18 protein-coding genes are annotated in these 20,170 nt (G+C 53.5%); 7 read left to right on the top strand and 11 right to left on the bottom strand.

Annotated elements, in window-relative coordinates; all coding sequences use genetic code 11:
* Window positions 1–176: 176 nt before the first annotated feature.
* Window positions 177–1,298 carry a ribonuclease D gene (gene rnd / locus F3I20_RS06195; RefSeq protein WP_150015174.1) on the top strand — a complete coding sequence of 374 codons (1,122 nt, stop codon included), beginning with the start codon at window positions 177–179 and terminating at the stop codon, window positions 1,296–1,298.
* Window positions 1,299–1,351: 53 nt separating this feature from the next.
* Here rnd and minE read toward each other — a convergent pair whose 3' ends face one another.
* Genes minE through minC form a run of 3 tightly spaced genes read right to left on the bottom strand, consistent with a single transcriptional unit; the run spans window position 1,352 to window position 3,184 of the window.
* On the bottom strand, window positions 1,352–1,621 hold the full coding sequence (minE, locus tag F3I20_RS06190) for a cell division topological specificity factor MinE (protein WP_008925314.1): 270 nt from the start codon (window positions 1,619–1,621) through the stop codon (window positions 1,352–1,354).
* A gap of 3 nt (window positions 1,622–1,624) precedes the next feature.
* A complete protein-coding gene (gene minD / locus F3I20_RS06185; RefSeq protein WP_003852716.1) occupies window positions 1,625–2,437 on the bottom strand; it encodes a septum site-determining protein MinD in 813 nt (270 codons plus the stop codon).
* Window positions 2,438–2,470: 33 nt separating this feature from the next.
* Window positions 2,471–3,184, bottom strand: coding sequence for a septum site-determining protein MinC (minC, locus tag F3I20_RS06180; RefSeq protein WP_150015173.1), 714 nt, complete (start codon window positions 3,182–3,184; stop codon window positions 2,471–2,473).
* A gap of 155 nt (window positions 3,185–3,339) precedes the next feature.
* Between minC and F3I20_RS06175 the strand changes: the two genes are divergently transcribed.
* From F3I20_RS06175 to ycgN, 3 genes are all read left to right on the top strand, one after another.
* Window positions 3,340–3,615 carry a YcgL domain-containing protein gene (locus F3I20_RS06175; RefSeq protein WP_003852719.1) on the top strand — a complete coding sequence of 92 codons (276 nt, stop codon included), beginning with the start codon at window positions 3,340–3,342 and terminating at the stop codon, window positions 3,613–3,615.
* A 316-nt stretch (window positions 3,616–3,931) separates the two neighbouring features.
* Window positions 3,932–4,591 carry a fumarylacetoacetate hydrolase family protein gene (locus F3I20_RS06170; protein ID WP_150015172.1) on the top strand — a complete coding sequence of 220 codons (660 nt, stop codon included), beginning with the start codon at window positions 3,932–3,934 and terminating at the stop codon, window positions 4,589–4,591.
* A gap of 65 nt (window positions 4,592–4,656) precedes the next feature.
* Window positions 4,657–5,103, top strand: a complete 447-nt coding sequence (gene ycgN, locus F3I20_RS06165) for a cysteine cluster protein YcgN (protein ID WP_150015171.1) — start codon at window positions 4,657–4,659, stop codon at window positions 5,101–5,103.
* Window positions 5,104–5,175: 72 nt separating this feature from the next.
* Here the strand turns inward: ycgN and dsbB are convergent, their stop codons facing one another.
* Window positions 5,176–5,706, bottom strand: coding sequence for a disulfide bond formation protein DsbB (gene dsbB / locus F3I20_RS06160; protein WP_150015170.1), 531 nt, complete (start codon window positions 5,704–5,706; stop codon window positions 5,176–5,178).
* Window positions 5,707–6,177: 471 nt separating this feature from the next.
* Here dsbB and fadR point away from each other — a divergent pair, with 471 nt between their 5' ends.
* Window positions 6,178–6,897 carry a fatty acid metabolism transcriptional regulator FadR gene (gene fadR / locus F3I20_RS06155; protein ID WP_150015169.1) on the top strand — a complete coding sequence of 240 codons (720 nt, stop codon included), beginning with the start codon at window positions 6,178–6,180 and terminating at the stop codon, window positions 6,895–6,897.
* Between the two features lie 42 nt (window positions 6,898–6,939).
* Here the strand turns inward: fadR and F3I20_RS06150 are convergent, their stop codons facing one another.
* On the bottom strand, window positions 6,940–8,475 hold the full coding sequence (locus F3I20_RS06150) for a SpoVR family protein (protein ID WP_150015168.1): 1,536 nt from the start codon (window positions 8,473–8,475) through the stop codon (window positions 6,940–6,942).
* Window positions 8,476–8,979: 504 nt separating this feature from the next.
* Here F3I20_RS06150 and F3I20_RS06145 point away from each other — a divergent pair.
* The gene (locus F3I20_RS06145) at window positions 8,980–10,281 is read left to right on the top strand and encodes a D-amino acid dehydrogenase (protein WP_150015167.1); all 1,302 of its coding nucleotides are present in this window, start codon (window positions 8,980–8,982) and stop codon (window positions 10,279–10,281) included.
* 19 nt (window positions 10,282–10,300) lie between these two features.
* Entirely contained in the window at window positions 10,301–11,371 is a 1,071-nt protein-coding gene (dadX, locus tag F3I20_RS06140; RefSeq protein WP_150015166.1) for a catabolic alanine racemase DadX, read from the top strand.
* Here dadX and F3I20_RS06135 read toward each other — a convergent pair.
* The 6 genes from F3I20_RS06135 to yeaG all read right to left on the bottom strand — a co-directional run bounded on the left by F3I20_RS06135 (window position 11,364) and on the right by yeaG (window position 20,114).
* On the bottom strand, window positions 11,364–12,557 hold the full coding sequence (locus F3I20_RS06135) for a multidrug effflux MFS transporter (RefSeq protein WP_150015165.1): 1,194 nt from the start codon (window positions 12,555–12,557) through the stop codon (window positions 11,364–11,366). The two genes, dadX and F3I20_RS06135, sit on opposite strands and share 8 nt — an antisense overlap.
* Window positions 12,558–12,684: 127 nt before the next feature.
* Complete coding sequence (gene wbaP / locus F3I20_RS06130; RefSeq protein ID WP_150015164.1) at window positions 12,685–14,151, bottom strand: undecaprenyl-phosphate galactose phosphotransferase WbaP; 1,467 nt, start codon at window positions 14,149–14,151, stop codon at window positions 12,685–12,687.
* Between the two features lie 376 nt (window positions 14,152–14,527).
* On the bottom strand, window positions 14,528–14,761 hold the full coding sequence (locus F3I20_RS06125; RefSeq protein WP_013358069.1) for a DUF1480 family protein: 234 nt from the start codon (window positions 14,759–14,761) through the stop codon (window positions 14,528–14,530).
* Between the two features lie 78 nt (window positions 14,762–14,839).
* Window positions 14,840–16,567, bottom strand: coding sequence for a potassium/proton antiporter (locus F3I20_RS06120; RefSeq protein ID WP_150015163.1), 1,728 nt, complete (start codon window positions 16,565–16,567; stop codon window positions 14,840–14,842).
* A gap of 248 nt (window positions 16,568–16,815) precedes the next feature.
* Window positions 16,816–18,090, bottom strand: a complete 1,275-nt coding sequence (locus F3I20_RS06115; protein WP_150015162.1) for a YeaH/YhbH family protein — start codon at window positions 18,088–18,090, stop codon at window positions 16,816–16,818.
* Window positions 18,091–18,179: 89 nt separating this feature from the next.
* The gene (yeaG, locus tag F3I20_RS06110; RefSeq protein ID WP_003852739.1) at window positions 18,180–20,114 is read right to left on the bottom strand and encodes a protein kinase YeaG; all 1,935 of its coding nucleotides are present in this window, start codon (window positions 20,112–20,114) and stop codon (window positions 18,180–18,182) included.
* Window positions 20,115–20,170: the final 56 nt, after the last annotated feature.

The raw sequence follows: 20,170 nt of genomic DNA, 5'->3' as shown, positions 1-20,170 counted from the left end.
AGCATGAAGTTGAAGATAAACAACTGTCGCTTCATGAGGTGTGAAGAGAGGGCTCTAAGAGTCCGAACTTAGTACGCCCCTATGGGGCGGAAAACAAAGCCGCCTTCTATGAAGGCGGATTTTTACTGTTTTTAACATGGAGCGCCGCGCGTTGTTGGCTGCGGTGGAAATCAGACGTGAATTATTCCCTTATTGACCAGGATGAACAACTGGCTGACGTGTGCCAGAAAGCCCGCCAGCATGCAGCGGTGGCACTGGACACCGAATTTGTCCGCACTCGCACCTACTACCCTCAGCTTGGCCTGATCCAGCTGTTCGACGATCACCAGCTGGTGCTGATTGACCCGCTGAATATCCGTGACTGGTCACCCTTTATTGCGCTGCTGACCGACACCAGCGTGACTAAATTCCTGCATGCAGGAGGGGAAGATCTGGAAGTCTTCCTGCATCGTTTCGGCGTGCTGCCGACGCCGATGATCGACACCCAGATTCTGGCAGCCTTCTCCGGTCAGCCCCTCTCCTGGGGCTTTGCTTCCATGGTGGCGCATTTCACGCAGGTCGAGCTGGATAAAAGTGAATCCCGTACCGACTGGCTGGCACGTCCTCTGACCCCGCGTCAGTGTGAGTATGCGGCGGCGGATGTTCACTATCTGCTGCCGATTGCCCGTCAGTTGATGATCAACACGGAAGAGGCTGGCAACATGGCGGCGGCACTTAGTGAGTGCGATAACCTGTGTCAGCGTCGTCTGGACAGCGTGGCACCGGATGAAGCCTGGCGTGATATCACCAACGCCTGGCAACTGCGTCCGCGTCAGCTGGCAGCACTGCAACGGCTGGCGGCCTGGCGTCTGAAACTGGCGCGTGAAAAAGATATGGCGGTGAACTTTGTGGTGCGCGAAGAGCATCTGTGGAAGGTGGCGCGCTTTATGCCTGGCTCGCTGGGTGAGCTGGATCATCTGGGGCTGTCAGGCCACGAAATTCGTTTCCACGGCAAAACGCTGGTGGCGCTGGTGGCGGAAGCGGCGGCACTGGAGGAGAGTGAATTACCGGCTCCGCTGGGAAATTTGATCGACCATCCGAACTACAAATCGGTCTTCAAAGCGATGAAGGCGCTGGTGCAGCAGGTCAGCGAACAGAGCGGGTTCAGTCAGGAGTTACTGGCCTCGCGACGTCAGATAAATCAGGTGTTAAGCCTGCACTGGGGCCTGAAGCCACAGGGACGTCAGCCGGAGCTACTTACCGGATGGCGGGGCGAACTGCTGAAACCCGGCATTGAAGAGATTCTTGCGGGTTGTTAACCGGTTAAATTTCCCCTGCCACTGCGCAGGGGAAATTCAGGAAACGGTCAGCGTCATTTAGTCACTTCATCCGTTTCCGGCAGCGTGACGTTCAGCTCCAGAATCGAGATATCATCACCTTTCTGATCGAGCTGGACCGTGACCATTTCCGGATCGATCTTCACATATCTGCAAATCACTTCCAGAATGTCGCGCTTAAGTTGCGGAAGATAGTGGGGCTCACTGTCGCCCCTTCTCCGTTCTGCCACGATAATCTGCAGCCGTTCCTTGGCTATGTTGGCAGTGTTCTTCTTCCGGGATAAAAAGAAATCAAGTAATGCCATGGTTTATCCCCCGAACAGGCGTTTCAGGAAACCCTTCTTCTCTTCTTCGATAAAGCGGAAGGGGCGTACTTCACCGAGTAACCGTTCAACGGTATCGGCATAGGCTTTGCCAGCATCAGATTCGCCGTCAAGAATCACCGGCTCACCCTGGTTAGAGGCACGTAACACCGATTGATCTTCAGGGATCACGCCGACCAGAGGAATGCGAAGGATTTCCAGCACATCTTCCATGCTCAGCATATCGCCACGGTTTACCCGGCCAGGGTTATAGCGGGTCAGCAGCAGATGCTCCTTCACCGGGTCCTGACTGTTTTCAGCGCGGCGGGATTTAGAGGAGATGATGCCGAGGATGCGGTCGGAGTCGCGGACAGAAGAGACTTCCGGGTTGGTGGTGATAATCGCTTCGTCAGCAAAGTAGAGCGCCATCAGTGCGCCCGTTTCAATCCCTGCCGGTGAGTCGCAGACGATGAAATCGAACTCCATGGCGGCTAAATCGTTCAGGACTTTTTCAACACCTTCACGGGTCAGCGCATCTTTGTCGCGGGTCTGCGATGCAGGCAGAATGTAGAGCTGCTCAGTGCGTTTGTCGCGAATCAGCGCCTGGTTCAGCGTGGCATCGCCCTGGATTACGTTAACGAAGTCGTAGACCACACGGCGCTCACAGCCCATGATCAAATCCAGGTTACGCAGACCGATATCAAAGTCGATAACGACCGTTTTTTTGCCTTTCTGCGCTAAACCGGTGGCGATGGCCGCGCTTGACGTGGTCTTACCAACGCCCCCTTTACCGGATGTAACTACAATAATGCGTGCCATAAATGTTGATTTCCTTAACAAAAGAAAAGGGGCCTAATTAAGTGTCTGGATAGTCAGCGCGCCATCCTGCAGGCACAGGCGCGCGGCTTTACCAAAAAATTCTTGCGGGATCTGATCCATGATCCAGTACTCCCCGGCAATTGAGACCAGCTCGGCAGCCAGGTTAGTACAGAAAATCTGGCAGTTGCGATCGCCGCTGGCACCTGCCAGGGCGCGACCGCGCATCATGCCGTAAATGTGAATGTTGCCATCGGCGACCAGTTCAGCACCGGCACTGACGCTGCTGGTGATGATTAAGTCGGCGTCACGCGCATAAATCTGCTGGCCTGAGCGCACCGGCGTGTTCACGATGCGGGTTTTCGCTGCTGCCGTCTCGGTTACAACCGGCTGCGGTTCAGGAGTGGGGGCCGGCTGCGGTGTCTCGGCGCGCGGCCTGGCCTCTTTGCCTTCCGCCAGTACCGGCAGCCCTGCACGCGCGATCATGCGTTTCAGTGCTTCATCTTTGCAGCCGCTTACGCCGACAATGCGTAAACCGGTAGCAAGAATCGCCTGCTGCAGCTGTTTCCAGTTAACATCGGCACTCAATGTGGCGACGTTAAGCACCACCGGGGCGTTTTTCAGGAAATCGGGAGCCTGATCAATCTTGTCCTGGAGTGCCTTGCGAATCACCGCAGGGTCATGGTGATGCAAATGGACGACAGACAGGGTGAAACTGCTACCTTTGAATTCGATTGGCGTTTGCGACATCTGTCCCGACTCAGTCCTGTTTTCACTACCGTTAACCTGTCGATGATAAAATCATCGCTGAAGCGCTAACGGTGAATATTCGAAGTTCTGCAAGCATGTTATAGTTACAGCTATATTCAGACAAGCCTCAACGCCGGTTAATTCGAGTAAAAAATATGTTTTGTGTGATCTACAGAAGCCCGTTACGTGACCAGACTTATCTCTATGTTGAAAAAAAGGACGATTTCTCGCGCGTTCCGGAAGAATTGCTGAAAGGATTTGGCAAGCCGCAGCTGGCGATGGTGCTAAAGCTGGCGGGCCGCGACAGGCTGGCTAATGCGGATATCAATAAAGTTAAGCAGGGATTGAGCGAGCAGGGTTATTATTTACAGCTTCCACCGCCGATTGAAAGTCTGCTAAAAATTCATTTAGAGGCCGATAAAAAAGTTTAACTCGGATTCTTCTGTAAATATAAATCCTGTTGGTGCGATACTGCAGGGTTAATATTGCTCTGAAGCTGCGCAAAATTAACGGCGCAGCTTATCTGTTTCACCCCTGTTTAAATACCCAGTCCACATTTCCCCACCTTATTTGTACGATTATTCAGCATACCAGGACATCGTTTACGCTTTTTGACAAATTCCGCACCCCGACTGGTTAAAAGGATCTTATTATCACGCTCTGTTGCTGGCATTTCGATCAACGCATCAGTAAACATCAACCCGCCAGCCGCGCTGGCATCACACCTAACCTGAACAGGGGATGAGCATGTATCAGCATCATAACTGGCAAGGCGCTCTGTTAGATTTTCCGGTCAGCAAAGTGGTTTGCGTCGGCAGTAATTATGCAAAACACATTAAAGAGATGGGCAGTGCGACGCCAACCGAGCCGGTAATCTTTATCAAACCGGAAACGGCGCTGTGTGATTTGCGCCAGCCGCTCTCCATTCCCGACTCCTTTGGCGAAGTTCATCATGAAGTCGAACTGGCGGTGCTGATAGGTGCGACGCTGAAGCAGGCGAGTGAAGAACACGTGGCTAAGGCGATTGCAGGCTATGGCGTGGCGCTGGATCTGACGCTGCGTGACCTGCAGTCCGGGCTGAAAAAAGCGGGTCAGCCATGGGAAAAATCAAAAGGCTTTGATAACGCCTGTCCCATCTCCGGTTTCATCCCGGTAGCCGAATTCAGTGATGATCCACAGAATGTCGAGCTAAAGCTGGTGGTAAACGGAGAAGTGCGTCAGCACGGCAACACCGCCGATATGATCCACAAAATTCTGCCGCTGGTTGCTCATATGAGCCACTATTTTACACTGCGTGCAGGCGATGTCATTCTGACCGGGACACCTGAGGGTGTGGGGCCGATGCGCTCGGGTGACAAGCTGGAAGTGTCGCTGGCGGGTCACGGCATCAGCACGCGCGTACTCTAAAAACTTGCATCACCGCAACATAGGCTTTATAAGGTGCGTTTCAGGCACAACCCGGACAAATCATCATGACTGACACCCCTTTCTGGCAACAAAAACGCCTGGCACAAATGAGCGATGAGGAATGGGAATCCTTGTGTGATGGTTGTGGCCAGTGTTGCCTGAACAAGTTGCAGGACGCTGACACGGATGAGATTTACTTCACCAACGTCGCCTGCAATCAGCTCAATATTAAAACCTGCCAGTGCCGTAACTATGAGCGCCGCTTCGAATTAGAAGAGGATTGTATCAAGCTGACGCGCGAAAATCTGACCACCTTCAACTGGCTGCCGCGCACCTGCGCCTATCGTTTGCTGGGTGAGGGCAAAGGATTGCCGGCCTGGCATCCGCTGCGAGCCGGTTCCAAAACCGCGATGCATGCGCAGCGTATATCGGTACGCTATATTGCGGTGCGGGAGAGTGAAGTGCGTGACTGGGAAGATCACATTATTGATCGGCCCGATCTTAACGGCTAAGCGCCACTGCATCATATGAAACGTAAAAAGGCTGCCAGTGGCAGCCTTTTTTGATCTCAGCAACGTTTCGTGTCAGCGTCCAAAGAGATCGCGACGCTTAGGTTTGAAAGGCTGGGCAATCAGTACCAGCACGGCGACGAGCAGATAACCGGCAAAGACCCCAATCATCCACTGCGGCATGCTGAGCGTCAGGAAAGTCCAGCTACGTTCTGCGCAGTCACCGCTGGCAAGAAACACCGACGGCAGCCACTTATCCAGCGGTAATCCGCTGGGAAAACGGGCAGCAAAATCACAGGTAGTAAACGGGTTCGGATGCAGCTGAATCATCGTATGTTCATAAGAGAGGCGCAGACCTTCCCAGGCGCTGTAAATCCATAATGCCAGCCCCGCCAGACGCAACGGTGATTTCGGCGCAATCGCGCCCACCAGACCCGCGCCCAGTACCCCAAACAGCGCATTACGTTCATAAATACACATCACGCAGGGTTTTAGTCCCATCACATGCTGAAAAAAGAGTGCCGTCAATTCCAGTGCAAGCGCCGTCAGTGCCAGTAATAACCAGGCTCCCCGACCACGAGAGCATTGATTCAGATATCGCAACATATTGCATTCCCTGTAAACGTTAATGCCACGCAGTGTAAACCAAAAGCGCGGGCAAACCAGCCAGGTACAGGGAAAAATCGTGTGCAAACATGACCTGATTCTGATCCAGAGCAGGTTACAGGAGGATAAGCGGAGTCCCTCCAGCTGATGCCTGCTCAGTAAACAGCGCGAAGATGGCGACGTTACGAAAAACCCGGCTGCGAACGGCAGAAAGCGAAACGGCAAGTGCAGGCCATCCGGAACCCGCAAGCTGTACTTTAAGGATGATTTTCTGCTGCTTTTGAGACGGAATATTCCGGTGCAGAAAATCGTGCACCCGGCCATCGTCTTATAACAGCAGCGTTCGCCACCAGCCTGTCTGAAATATGCGCCCGCGCCCGGTTTTAATGGTTACGCAGGCTATATCCGCTATAGGGCGTCTGGTATGATGAGTCCCTATCATGATTAGAAAAGCAACGAGAACACATTGCTATGGTTATAAAGGCTCAGAGTCCAGCGGGATTTGCTGAAGAGTATATTATTGAAAGCATCTGGAACAGTCGCTTTCCGCCCGGATCGATTCTTCCTGCTGAGCGTGAGCTTTCTGAATTGATTGGGGTAACGCGTACCACCTTGCGTGAGGTGTTACAGCGCCTGGCACGTGACGGCTGGCTGACGATTCAGCACGGCAAACCGACCCGTGTGAATGATTTCTGGGAGACATCCGGCCTTAATATTCTGGAAACGCTCGCCCGCCTCGATCATGACAGTGTGCCGGTGCTGATTGATAACCTGCTATCGGTCCGCAGCAATATTTCGTCGATCTTTATCAGCCGTGCGCTGCGCCATCATCCGGAGAAGGCGCGTGAAGTGCTCGAGACGGTAAGTGCCGCGGCCGATCAGGCGGATGCCTATACCGAACTCGACTACCGGGTGTTCCGCGGTCTGGCATTTGCATCGGGCAATCCGATTTACGGTCTGATCCTCAATGGTCTGAAAGGCCTCTATACCCGGGTGGGTCGCCACTACTTTTCCAGTGCGGAAGCGCGCCAGGTTGCGCGGGATTTCTATCTGACACTTCTGGCGCTGTGCGACAAACAGCCAGGCCAGGATGAGATTGTTGAGGTGGTACGCAACTATGGCCGCCGTAGCGGCGAAATCTGGCACAGTATGCAGAAGAACCTGCCAGATGACCTTGGCAATAAACGATAAAAAAAACCGGACATCGCGTCCGGTTTTTTGTTTTTAGCTCTATCAGAGCGATGAACCGCGCGGCGGATTACGATCCAGTAACTCGACGCTGCCATCTTCGTTCTGCTGTTCCAGAATCACATCAAATCCCCACAGACGATGCACATGCTTCAGCACCTCACGACGACTCTTATCGAGCGGCGTACGGCTCTGTGGCACATAACGCAGAGTCAGCGAACGATCGCCACGCAGATCGACGTTGTAAACCTGAATATTAGGCTCAAGATTACTCAGGTTGTACTGTGCAGAAAGCTGCTGGCGAATGGCCCGATAGCCTGCCTCATCATGGATGGCGGCGATCTCCAGATAGTTGTTGCGGTCGTCATCCAGTACGGTGAAGAGACGGAAATCACGCATCACTTTCGGCGACAGGAACTGGCTGATAAAACTTTCATCCTTAAACTCACGCATCGCAAAATGCAGCGTTTCCAGCCAGTCGGAGCCGGCGATGTCCGGGAACCAGTAGCGATCTTCTTCTGTCGGTGACTGACAGATCCGCTTGATATCCTGCATCATCGCAAACCCTAACGCATAAGGGTTGATACCGTTGTACCACTGACTGTTATAGGGCGGCTGATACACGACGTTGGTGTGACTGTGCAGGAACTCCATCATAAAGCGTTCCGACACTTTGCCTTCATCGTACAGGTGATTAAGGATGGTGTAGTGCCAGAACGTCGCCCAGCCTTCGTTCATTACCTGTGTCTGCTTCTGCGGATAGAAATACTGGCTTACCTTGCGGACAATGCGCAGGATCTCCCGCTGCCATGGCTCCAGTAGCGGGGCATTTTTTTCCATAAAATAGAGCAGGTTTTCCTGCGGCTCAGAAGGGTAGCGTGCCGCTTCAAAAGCCACTGTCTCTTTCTCACGTCGTGGCAGTGTACGCCACAGGGTATTCACCTGGCTCTGCAGATACTCTTCACGGCTTTTCTGCCGCGCCTTCTCCTCCTGCAGAGAGATCTTCTGCGGACGTTTATAGCGATCCACGCCATAATTCATCAGGGCATGGCAGGAGTCGAGCAGCCGCTCGACCTCTTCGACGCCATAGCGCTCTTCGCAGTCACTGATGTAGTTTTTGGCAAACAGCAGGTAATCGACAATCGATCCGGCATCCGTCCAGCTGCGAAACAGATAGTTATTCTTGAAGAAGGAGTTATGGCCATAGCAGGCATGTGCCATCACCAGCGCCTGCATGGTCATGGTGTTCTCTTCCATCAGATAGGCGATGCAGGGGTTGGAATTGATAACGATTTCATAGGCCAGACCCTGCTGACCATGCTTATAGCGCTGCTCGGTCTCGATAAACTTTTTACCGAATGACCAGTGTGAATAGTTAATGGGCATGCCGACGCTGGAATAGGCATCCATCATCTGTTCAGAGGTAATCACTTCAATCTGGTGCGGGTAGGTATCCAGACGGTAGAGCTTCGCGACGCGGTCGATCTCCGCTAAGTAGACATCGAGCAGTTCGAATGTCCAGTCTGGTCCGTCATTGAGTCGTTTGCTGTCTCTGATGGCTTCGTCAAAGATTGTCGTCATAGCGCACCTCTTTATGGCAAACCGGCTGACCCGAAAGACAACCCGTTCTGGTTATTTAAGGCTTCATCCTGAAAAAGGGAACCCGAAAAAAACTGAGCGAACACAACAATGATAGCCCACTGTCGCTTATCCGAAATGCGAACTCAAACGAATTCTTTGGCACAAAATCATTCAGACAGATGCGGCAAAGAATTTAATAGCCTTTAATTCGAACGTTATTTTAAAACGCGGGATATCATCCTGTTTATAAGCGGAATGTATGGAGTTGAAGCATTCTCCTGCCATGCGTAGATTTAACTGCATCCGTTGTCATTTATTTCTGTGTTTATGGAATAAGGCGCATAAAGCGCTGAAATTGGCTGTGCGACAAGATTTTAGTTACCTGAAAAGTGAAAAAGATGTGAAATAGATGCTGAATTTATGGGGTGGTGTTCGCTGTGTAAATCCGCTGACTATCATCTCCTTAACAGTGAATTATGCTTTTACATGCCGGGTGGGGGAGCTATGCACGTAGTCATTCTTGGAAGTGGTGTGGTTGGCGTGGCAAGCGCCTGGTATCTGGCGCGTGCCGGACATCAGGTTACGGTCATTGATCGTCAGCCAGCCGCGGCGATGGAGACCAGCGCAGGAAATGCGGGTCAGATCTCACCGGGTTATGCCGCACCCTGGGCAGCGCCTGGCGTGCCGCTGAAAGCCGTGAAGTGGATGTTCCAGCGTCATGCGCCGCTGGCTATCCGGCTCGATGGCAGCAGTTTTCAGCTGGAGTGGATGTGGCACATGCTGCGTAATTGCGACATCAACCATTATCAACAGAACAAAAGCCGCATGGTGCGGATAGCCGAATACAGTCGTGACTGTCTGAAAGCGTTACGCGCTGAAACCGGCATCGCCTATGAGGGTCGTCAGGGCGGAACATTGCAGCTTTTCCGCACGCAGCAGCAGTTCGACAGCGCCAGTAAAGATATTGCGGTACTGCGCGACGCGGGCGTGCCCTATGAGCTGCTGGAGGCACATGAGCTGTCTCGCGTGGAACCGGCGCTGGCGGCAACCCAGCATAAACTCACTGGCGGACTGCGCTTGCCTAACGATGAAACAGGTGACTGCCAGCTCTTTACGCAGCGACTGGCAAAAATGGCCGAAGAGGCGGGGGTGGTCTTCCGCTTTAACACTCAGGTCGATCACCTGCTGCGCGATGGCAATCGCATTTATGGTGTGAAGTGCGGCGAGGAGATCATCAAGGCGGATAGTTATGTAGTGGCCTTTGGTTCCTACTCGACTGCACTGCTGAAAAACGTTATTGATATTCCGGTCTATCCGCTGAAAGGCTACTCACTCACCATTCCGATTAAAAATCCTGATGCTGCCCCGGTTTCGACGATACTGGATGAGACTTACAAAGTGGCGGTGACCCGGTTTGACGACCGTATCCGCGTCGGCGGAATGGCGGAAATTGTTGGTTTTAACACCAGACTCACCGAAGCGCGGCGGGAAACGCTGGAGATGGTGGTCAGTGATCTCTATCCTGAAGGCGGTCATCTCGCGCAGGCAAGTTTCTGGACCGGTCTCCGTCCGATGACGCCAGACGGTACGCCGATTGTCGGTGCCACGCCACTCTCCAATCTTTATCTTAATACCGGTCACGGTACACTGGGCTGGACAATGGCGTGTGGTTCTGGTCAGTTGCTGGCCGATCTCATCTCCGGTAAAAAGCCAGCCATTGCGGCGGATGACTTAGCGGTGTTCCGCTACTTACCCGGTTTCGCGGCGACCTCATCGCCGCTGCGTAACGCCAACGCAACTCGTTAAGTATTCAGGGAGAGAGAGGATGTCACGTCCGATTGTCGCTACCATTAACCAGCAGGCGCTTCGTCATAACCTGACTGTTGTTCGCCAGGCGGCCCCCGCATCCCGCATCTGGTCAGTGGTGAAAGCCAATGCTTATGGCCATGGCATTGATCGCGTACGCGAAGCGTTATCTGCCACCGACGGCTTTGCGCTGCTTAATATGGAAGAAGCCATTCTGCTGCGTGAGCAGGGCTGGAAAAAACCGATTCTGTTGCTGGAGGGATTTTTCCAGCCAGAGGATCTGCAACTGATTGACCGCTATCGCCTGACCACCAGCGTACACAGTAACTGGCAAATCAAGGCGCTGGCCAGTGCCAGCCTTTCTGCGCCGGTTGATATCTATCTTAAAATGAACAGCGGCATGAACCGTCTGGGCTTTCGCCCGGAGCAGGTTTCTGGCGTCTGGCAAAAGCTGCGGGCGCTGAACAATGTCGGTGAGATGACGCTGATGGCCCATTTTGCCGATGCCGAAAATCCGCAGGGCCTGATTGCACCGTTGCAGCGTGTTGAGCAGGCGGCAGAGGGGCTGAACTGCCCGCGGTCGCTCTCGAATTCCGCCTGTACCTTATGGCATCCTGACGCGCATTTTGACTGGGTCAGGCCCGGTATTATTCTGTACGGCGCGTCGCCCAGCGGTGACTGGCAGGACATTGCCGGCAGCGGCCTGAAGCCAGTGATGACTCTGAGCAGTGAGATTATTGCGGTTCAGCAGTTACAGGCGGGCGATGGTGTCGGTTACGGTTACCGGTATCACGCCAGCACGACGCAGCGGATTGGCGTCGTAGCCTGTGGTTATGCCGATGGCTATCCGCGCCATGCCCCGACGGGCACGCCGGTCTGCGTCGATGGCGTGATGACTCAGGTGGTTGGCGCGGTTTCCATGGATATGATCACCGTGGATTTAACACCCTGTCCGCAGGCGGGCATCGGCTCATCTGTTGAGCTGTGGGGTGAGCAGGTGAAAATCGATCAGGTGGCAAAAGCGGCCGGAACGGTAGGGTACGAGCTGATGTGCGCGCTGGCACCCCGCGTCCCGGTCACGGTTATTTAAGCGCGGTCAGGCTGCCGCGCATCTTTCTGCTGCAGCGCCAGGCGAGAAAGGCCAGCGCTGCACCCAGCAGCATCATCAGACTCAGCGACAGCTTCTCCGCCACCGGCAGGGCGACAATCACCAGGCTGCCTGCCGCACCACCGGCCATCTGAATAAAGCCCTGCAGGGCGGACGCTACGCCCGCCTGTTGCTGATAGGGTTCCAGCGCATAGCTGGTGGCCGGTCCCACTGTAAAGGCCAGTCCGGCCACCGACACAGCGACCGGGAACATGTAGAGCGCCCAGTGCGTCTGCATCTCCGCCGGGAAAATCTGCATCCCTCCCACCAGCAGCACCGCGCCCAGCAGCATCGTGAAGAATCCCATTGCCAGGCAGAACGGTCGACCTGCTTTACGAATCGCTTTATTCACGAACATACTGACAAACATGATCCAGAAACCGTTAGCGCCAAACGCAAAAGAGAACTGGATCGGCGTCAGCCCACCTTCGGTCATCAATACCTGCGGTGCAAGCGACACATAGGTAAGCACCATGCCCAGCGCACCGGCATTGGCAAAGGCGAAGGCCAGGAAGCGCGGCTGACGCAGGATTTCAGCGTACTGCTTAATCGGCAAGCCTTTCACCCGCAGCGTATCCGCCGGACGTGTTTCCGGCAGCCAGATAATCACCAGCAGCGTAATCAGCACGCCATAGGCGCAGAGGAACCAGAAGGGCGCGCGCCAGTCGAAGGCGCTGGCCAGCAATCCGCCCAGCAGCGGGGCCAGGGCTGGAACGATATTTAACGCACCGTTCAGGAAGCCATAGGCGCGGGCGGCATCATCACCGCTGAGTCGGTCACGCACGCCGCTGAAGGCGACGACCGCGCTGCAGCAGACGCCACAACCCTGCACCAGACGGGCAAGAACGAACAGCGGAAATGAGGTGGCTGTAGCGGCGATGGCGCTGCCGGTGATGTAGAGCCCCAGCCCCAGCAGGGCAATCGGCTTACGCCCATAGTTGTCCACCAGCGGACCGGTCACCAGTTGCCCCAGTCCCATCACCAGCAGAAACAGAGGAATGGTAGTCTGTACCAGCGAGACTGGCGTATCCAGCCCTTCTGCGATTTGCGGCAGCGTGGGCAAATAGAGATCGATGCCTAAAGGTGCCAGCAGCACCAGGCTTAATAACAGCAGAGTAAATTTTTGCATAACAACCAGAGGGTAAACGTTCTGTTAAAAAACGAGCGCAGAGGGTAATGATTAAGAGGCAAAAAAGATAGAGGAAGTCGTGCGGAAAGTGCGATGCCTGCTGTAAACAGGCATCGCAGGGTCTTGCTTAGTAAGCACCGTCGCGGCGTAGCACCACGCCTGCGGTTTTGAACAGGATCGCGATATCGGTCCAGAGCGCCCAGTTTTTGACATACCAGGAGTCAAAATAGACGCGTGTATCATAGTCGATATCGTTACGTCCACTGACCTGCCAGAGGCCGGTCATGCCTGGTTTGGCCATCAGGTAGTAGTCGACGTCACCGGCATAGCGTTCCAGCTCAGCTTCGATGACCGGACGCGGGCCGACCAGACTCATCTCACCCCGAATCACGTTCCACAGTTGCGGCAATTCGTCGAGGCTGGTTTTACGCAGGAAGCTGCCGATCCGGGTTACGCGCGGATCATTCTTCAGTTTGAAATCTTTATCCCACTCCATCCGGGCCTCTTCACTGGTCGCCAGCAATTTCTCCAGTACCTCTTTGGAATTGGTCACCATGGAACGGAATTTCAGACATTTGAATTTTTTGCCATTCTGGCCCACACGTTCGTGACCATAAATTGCATTGCCGCCGTCACGTTTCACCATAAAGCACAGCAGGGCGAAGATCGGGCCAAGGAACAGCAGCAGCATCGACGCTACGACGATATCAAAGGCACGCTTCATGAAACGGGATGAGTGTTTCGCCAGGTTATTGCTGACGCGCAGGATCATCACTTCATGACTGAAGATAAAGGACATGTCCGTACCGTAAAGCGGCACGCCGCGCAGCGTCGGGATCACCGAGACTGACCGGCAGTTCATCTTCGACAGGAATTTCAGCCAGCGATCGCGCATCGGCTGCTGCTCATACTCCATGGCAACAATAAACTGCACATTGTCACGGTCAATGGTCTGCCAGTTAATGTCTTTCCAGGTGATCACTGGCACACCATTCACGCTCTGCTGAGCAGGAACATCGTCGACCGAAATAAATGCCTGTACGTTGTAGCCCAGGATCTCTTCACTTTGCAGCGCCGCATACGCTTCAGTGGCGTTGCGGCCGGAACCGATAATGATGGTCTCTTTCTGCCACTGGCCCGCCTTGTTAATGGCACGTTTAACCAGAGCACGCATCAGCGGCAGCAGCAGCAGGGCATATGTCCAGCTGAAGACCCACACCATGCGGGAGAAGTCCCACTTAGAGAAGGCAATAAGCGCAAGGTCGAGCAGCGAGAAAACAAATAATGTTTTAACGATCTCTTTCAGTTCAAACCAGAAGGGTTTGCGATAGGTGTAATGGCGCAGACGTACCCAGAACCAACCGGTACACATGACTGACATAATAAACTGAGCCACAAAACGATATTCAATCTGATGCGGTGGAATAAACGTATCCAGCTCGCCCCAAATACCCTGTATCGTCGCGGCAGATAAAAACAGTGCCAGGTTAAGTGCAATCAGATCGGAAAAACTCAGGGCGAATTTCACGATGATATTTTTACGCGTTCCGCTCCATGAGCGGCTCGGGCTATTCATTATCAATGTACTTGCCATAAAACCTGCTCTCTTTCTCAAGTAAAAGATGGCCTGATCAAAATCAAATACGCGCTCAGGAGTGGGCCTCTGAAAAATTAAAAAATAATTTTCAGTCTGTTGCAGTCAGTACAGCCAGTGCAGCTGCAAAAAAGGTAACGATTAAAGCGTGATGGTACTCACGAAATGTTGCAGCATTGAGAATGAGTATGCAGGAGTTACTTGACAGAGTTAATACGGAAAAAATCTGAAAACATCAAAAGTGATTAAAGTTTTAAAGCGCTAACTGCACGTTTTTATTAGATAAAATAAGGAAGGGTGCGGTTATAACCAAACTGTTTAAGACGCTTTTTAGGAATTACCGCCAAATCATATGACTGGCGGTAGTGATAGTGGCTCAGGCAGGTTTCTTTAAAATCCAGCGGTCCTGCTGCTTATCGTAATGGCCAATCTGCAGATTCACTGGCTCCCCGTCAATCCAGGCCGGTACGCTGGTATCGCGATCCCAGCCATCGAGTTGGGTAATTAAGCCGGGATTAGTGTGACAGGGGATACTGACGGTGTCGGCGTTCTCACTGTCAAGATCGGCATCTACAATCTCATAACGACCAATTTTAACCACGTGTCCCATTCATTTCTCCCGTTTTAACTGGCATAGAGAGTTAAGCTTAGCGCACTGAGAGAAAACAACGTGGCTGAATGATTAGGATTATTCCTTCTCTTCAGCCGGACGGACACCAATCTTAACAATGCGGTTATCCTCTTTCTCCGCGACGGTCCAGGTCAGCTGATTCCACTCCACCTGATCGCCGACGACCGGTGAGCCGCCCAGCATAGCCAGCACCAGTTGCCCCAGTGACTGCTGATCGTTGGTGCTCTCATCCAGCTCGAGTCCGTAAATCTGCGCAACGTCGCGCAGGCGGGCCTCTGCATCCAGAATAAAGTCTCCAAAGAAGCGCTGGTCGAGCGAAACCGGCGGCGACTGGCTGAACATTTTGCCCAGCGCCGGAAGATCGCGCTCACGGCCAATCACGCAGATGACGTCGTTCTCTTTCAGCCGTGTGCCGCCGTTGGGGTGCATCAGCACATTGTCACGGAACAGGGCAGCGATGCGGGTCTCGCGCGGCATCTGCAGGTCACGCAGCGCGGCACCCACGCACCACTTGTCGGCGCTGAGCTGATAGACAAACTGCTCCCACGGATTTTCGGGGTGAATGTCCAGACCGATACGGCTGATCGGCGAGGCGGTCGGCGGCACCACGACTTTGGCTTTTTTTGCCGCAAAGCCCAGCGAGGTGCCCTGCAACATCAGGGAGACCAGCACCACAAAAAAGGCGATATTAAAATAGAGCGAGGCGTTCTCTAAGCCGGCCATCATCGGGAAGACGGCGAGGATAATCGGCACCGCACCGCGTAAGCCGACCCAGCTGATAAAAACCCGCTCGCGGGTGGTGAAGTTGCGGAACGGCAACAGGCCAATAAACACCGAGAGCGGACGCGCCACCAGAATCAGCCACAGCGAGAGGATCATCGCGGGCACCGCGATATGCCATAAATCAGACGGCGTCACCAGCAGACCCAGCACAATGAACATGCCAATCTGGCTCAGCCAGGCCATCCCATCAAAGGTCTGCAGAATGCCGTGACGGTTACGAATCGGGCGGTTGCCCAGTAAGAAGCCGCACAGATAGACCGCCAGGATGCCGCTGCCCTCTAACACGGTGGTGAGGGCGAACACCAGAATGCCGCCGCTCAACGCCAGTAGCGGATAAAGTCCTGGGGCCAGACTGATACGGTTAATCAACTGCTGCAGCGCCCAGCCGCCGCCCAGACCCAACACGATACCCAGGCCGAACTGCTGCACCAGATGCACCAGGAACATCCAGTCAAGGCCGCTGCGGCCCTGCTCGATCATCTCAATCAGGGTAATGGTCAGAAAGACTGCCATCGGGTCGTTACTGCCCGACTCAATCTCCAGCGTAGAGCTGACGCGCTCATTCAGGCCTTTGTCACCCAGCAGGGAGAAGACAGCGGCGGCGTCCGTAGAGCCGATAATGGCACCAATCAGGAAGCCCTGCATCATATCGAGGTTAAATAGCCAGGCCGCCACCACGCCAGTCAGACCTGCGGTGATCATTACCCCGACAGTGGCCAGCGACAGCGCTGGCCCCAGCGCGACTTTAAACGAGCTGGCTTTCGTGCGCATGCCGCCATCCAGCAGGATGATGGCCAGCGCCAGGTTTGAAATCAGATAGGCTGCCGGATAGTTATCAAAGGCGATGCCGCCGATACCATCAATACCGGTCAGCATACCCAGTGCAAGGAAGATAACCAGAATAGGAATGCCCAGCCGGGACGAGAAAGAGCTGAGCAGAATACTCGATGCGACCAGCACGGAACCGATGATAAACAGACTGTAGACAATAGTGTGGTTCAAACCCGGTCTCCTGAGATATGACAGTGCGATGCAGCAAGGGGTGACAAATATCCATGCTATCTCTGAAAGATAATGTTTTATCAAGGAGTTGTCATTGTGAAAATGCGTATTATACGAATTGCTTAACAGCATATGGAATCAGATTAATGTGAAGAATGAGGGGGTTGGCAGGCAAGCGGGAGAAAACAGACTGTTTTAACAGGTTATTCGGCAGATAAAAAAAGCCGGTCATTAACCGGCTTAGTGCATCAGGCTTCCGTTGCCTGTTTATGGAAGAGCGATCGGAACACCGGATAGATATCTTCCGGCTCACGAATATGTTCAATGGCAAAGTTATCAAACGTCGCCTGCAGATGCTCATACTCGCGCCACAGGGTCTGATGCGCCCGGCGGGTGATCTCGATATAGCTGTAGTAACGCACGACCGGCAGAATGTGCTTCGCCAGAATCTCATGACAGAGCGGTGAGTCATCAGCCCAGTTGTCACCATCCGAGGCCTGTGCTGCATAGATGTTCCATTGCGCCGGGTCATAACGCTCTTTTACTACCTCATCCATCAGTTTCAGCGCACTGGAAACGATGGTGCCGCCGGTCTCCTGAGAGTAGAAAAACTCCTGTTCATCGACTTCTTTAGCCTGCGTATGATGGCGGATATAAACCACATCGACATTCTTGTAGGTGCGGCTCAGGAACAGGTAGAGCAGGATATAGAAGCGTTTTGCCATGTCCTTAGTCGCCTGGTCCATTGAGCCGGAGACATCCATCAGACAGAACATGACTGCCTGGCTGGAAGGCTCCGGGCGCTTCTCAAAGTTTTTGTAGCGAAGATCGAAAGTGTCGATAAAGGGGACGCGTTCAATGCGCGCCCGTAACTCGGCAATCTCTCTGCGCAGCCGTTCCTCCTCCAGCAGCTGTGCCGGTTCAGCGTTCTCAATTTCCTGCAGCGTTTCTTCCAGTTCGTGCAGCATCCGGCGTTTACCTGCCGTCATCGCCGTACGACGCGCCAGCGAGTTCTGCAATGAGCGCACAACGCTGATATTGGCCGGCACGCCATTAGAGGTGAAACCGGCACGATGGGTCTTAAATTCATTCAACTGACGATGCTGGTTGCGGCGCAGATTAGGCAGGGCGAGGTCTTCAAACAGCAGGTCGAGATACTCATCTTTCGATATCTGAAAGACAAACTCATCCTGACCTTCACCATCCTGACTGGCATTGCCCTGACCACTGCCGCCGCCACCGCCACCCTGCGGACGCTCAACGCGGTCGTTCTGAACAAAATGGTCGTTGCCCGGATGGACCCGATGGCGGTTACCACCGCGCCCCTGATGGAAAATCGGCTCGTTAATATCGTCAATCGGGATAGAGACGGACTCACCGCTGCTCACGTCGGTCACCGAGCGTTTATTAATGGCCTCGGAGATCGACTGCTTAATTTGCGACTTATAACGGCGCAAGAAGCGCTGGCGGTTTACCGCGCTCTTGTTTTTGCCGTTAAGCCGGCGATCGATGAAATAGGCCATGGTATTCCCCCAAACTACATTGTAAGCAGGCCGGGCGAACCCGACCCTGTCAGACCGGTATCACTTACCGGCAAGCTTACAGACTCTTATCAGGACGATTTACGCACACGCAGATACCATTCGCACAGCAGGCGAACCTGTTTGCGGGTATAGCCTTTTTCCATCATGCGATCGACAAAATCATCATGCTTCTTCTGCTCATCGGTAGAGGTCTTGGTGTTAAACGAGATGACCGGCAGCAATTCTTCCGTATTCGAGAACATTTTCTTCTCAATGACGGTGCGCAATTTCTCGTAACTGGTCCAGTTCGGATTGCGACCGTTATTGTGTGCCCTGGCGCGCAGCACAAAGTTGACGATCTCGTTACGGAAATCTTTCGGGTTACTGATGCCAGCAGGCTTCTCGATCTTCTCCAGCTCCGCGTTGAGCGACTCACGGTCAAACAACTGTCCGGTATCGGGATCGCGATATTCCTGATCCTGAATCCAGAAGTCGGCATAGGTCACGTAGCGGTCAAAAATGTTCTGACCATATTCAGAGTAGGATTCCAGATAGGCGGTCTGAATCTCTTTGCCAATAAACTCAGCATATTTGGGAATCAGATAGCCTTTGAGGTGCTCAAGGTATTTCTCAGCCTGATCCTGCGGGAATTGCTCACGCTCGATTTGCTGCTCCAGCACGTAGAACAGATGCACCGGGTTAGCCGCCACTTCGGCGTGATCGAAGTTAAATACCCGCGACAGGATCTTAAAGGCAAAGCGGGTCGAGAGACCGTTCATACCTTCATCCACACCGGCATAATCGTGATATTCCTGCCAGGACTTCGCTTTAGGGTCGGTATCCTTCAGGCTCTCACCATCGTATACCCGCATTTTGGAGTAGATGCTGGAATTCTCCGGATCTTTGAGACGTGACAGGATAGAGAAGCGTGCCAGCGTTTCCAGCGTGCCCGGTGCGCAGGGCGAGGTTGCCAGCTCACTGTGATTAAGCAGTTTGTCGTAGATTTTGATCTCTTCAGAAACCCGCAGGCAGTAGGGCACCTTGACGATGTAAACGCGGTCCAGGAACGCCTCATTATTCTTGTTGTTGCGGAACGTCACCCACTCTGATTCGTTGGAGTGCGCCAGAATAATGCCGTTAAACGGCAGCGCCGAAATCCCCTCGGTGCCGTTGTAGTTCCCTTCCTGCGTTGCTGTCAGGAGTGGATGCAGCACCTTAATCGGCGCTTTAAACATCTCCACGAATTCCATGATGCCCTGGTTCGCGCGGCAGAGTGCACCAGAGTAACCGTAGGCATCAGGATCGTTTTGCGCATGGTTTTCCAGTTTACGGATGTCCACTTTACCTACCAGCGCAGAGATATCCTGATTGTTCTCATCACCCGGCTCGGTTTTGGCGATCGCCAGCTGTTCCAGAATGGACGGCCAGACTTTTACGACTTTAAACCGCGAAATATCGCCACCAAAGTCGTGCAGGCGTTTCGCTGCCCACGGCGACATGATGGTGCCGAGGTAACGGCGCGGCACGCCATACTCTTTTTCAAGAATATGCGCGTCTTCCTGAGGATTGAACAGGCAGAGAGGATGATCGTTAACCGGGCTGCGTTCACCATCAGCGCTCAGTACATAGATGGGTACCCGCTGCATCAGCGACTTAAGTCGTTCCGCCAGTGAAGATTTACCGCCACCCACCGGACCCAGTAAATAGAGGATCTGTTTCTTCTCCTCAAGTCCCTGAGCGGCATGTTTCAGATAGGAGACGATCTGTTCAATCGCTTCCTCCATGCCGTAAAACTCCTCGAACGCCGGATAGCGTCCCATCACACGGTTGGAGAATATTCTGGAAAGGCGTGGCTCCTGAGCAGTGTCGACCATTACTGGCTCTCCGATAGCCATTAACAGTCGCTCTGCAGCGTTGGCGTATGCACTGCGATCCTGCTTACAGATAGCAAGAAATTCCTGCAGTGTGAACTCTTCGTCCTTGGCAGCTTCATAACGCTGACGATAGTGATCGAATATATTCATAGCGATGCCCGTCCTTTCGTTTTTAGCACAGGTAAGGAGCGTAATTTAAGACTTGT

Source organism: Candidatus Pantoea gossypiicola (assembly GCF_008632075.1).
GTDB classification, from domain to species: domain Bacteria; phylum Pseudomonadota; class Gammaproteobacteria; order Enterobacterales; family Enterobacteriaceae; genus Pantoea; species Pantoea gossypiicola.
This window is presented reverse-complemented; position numbering and strand designations above follow the sequence as displayed.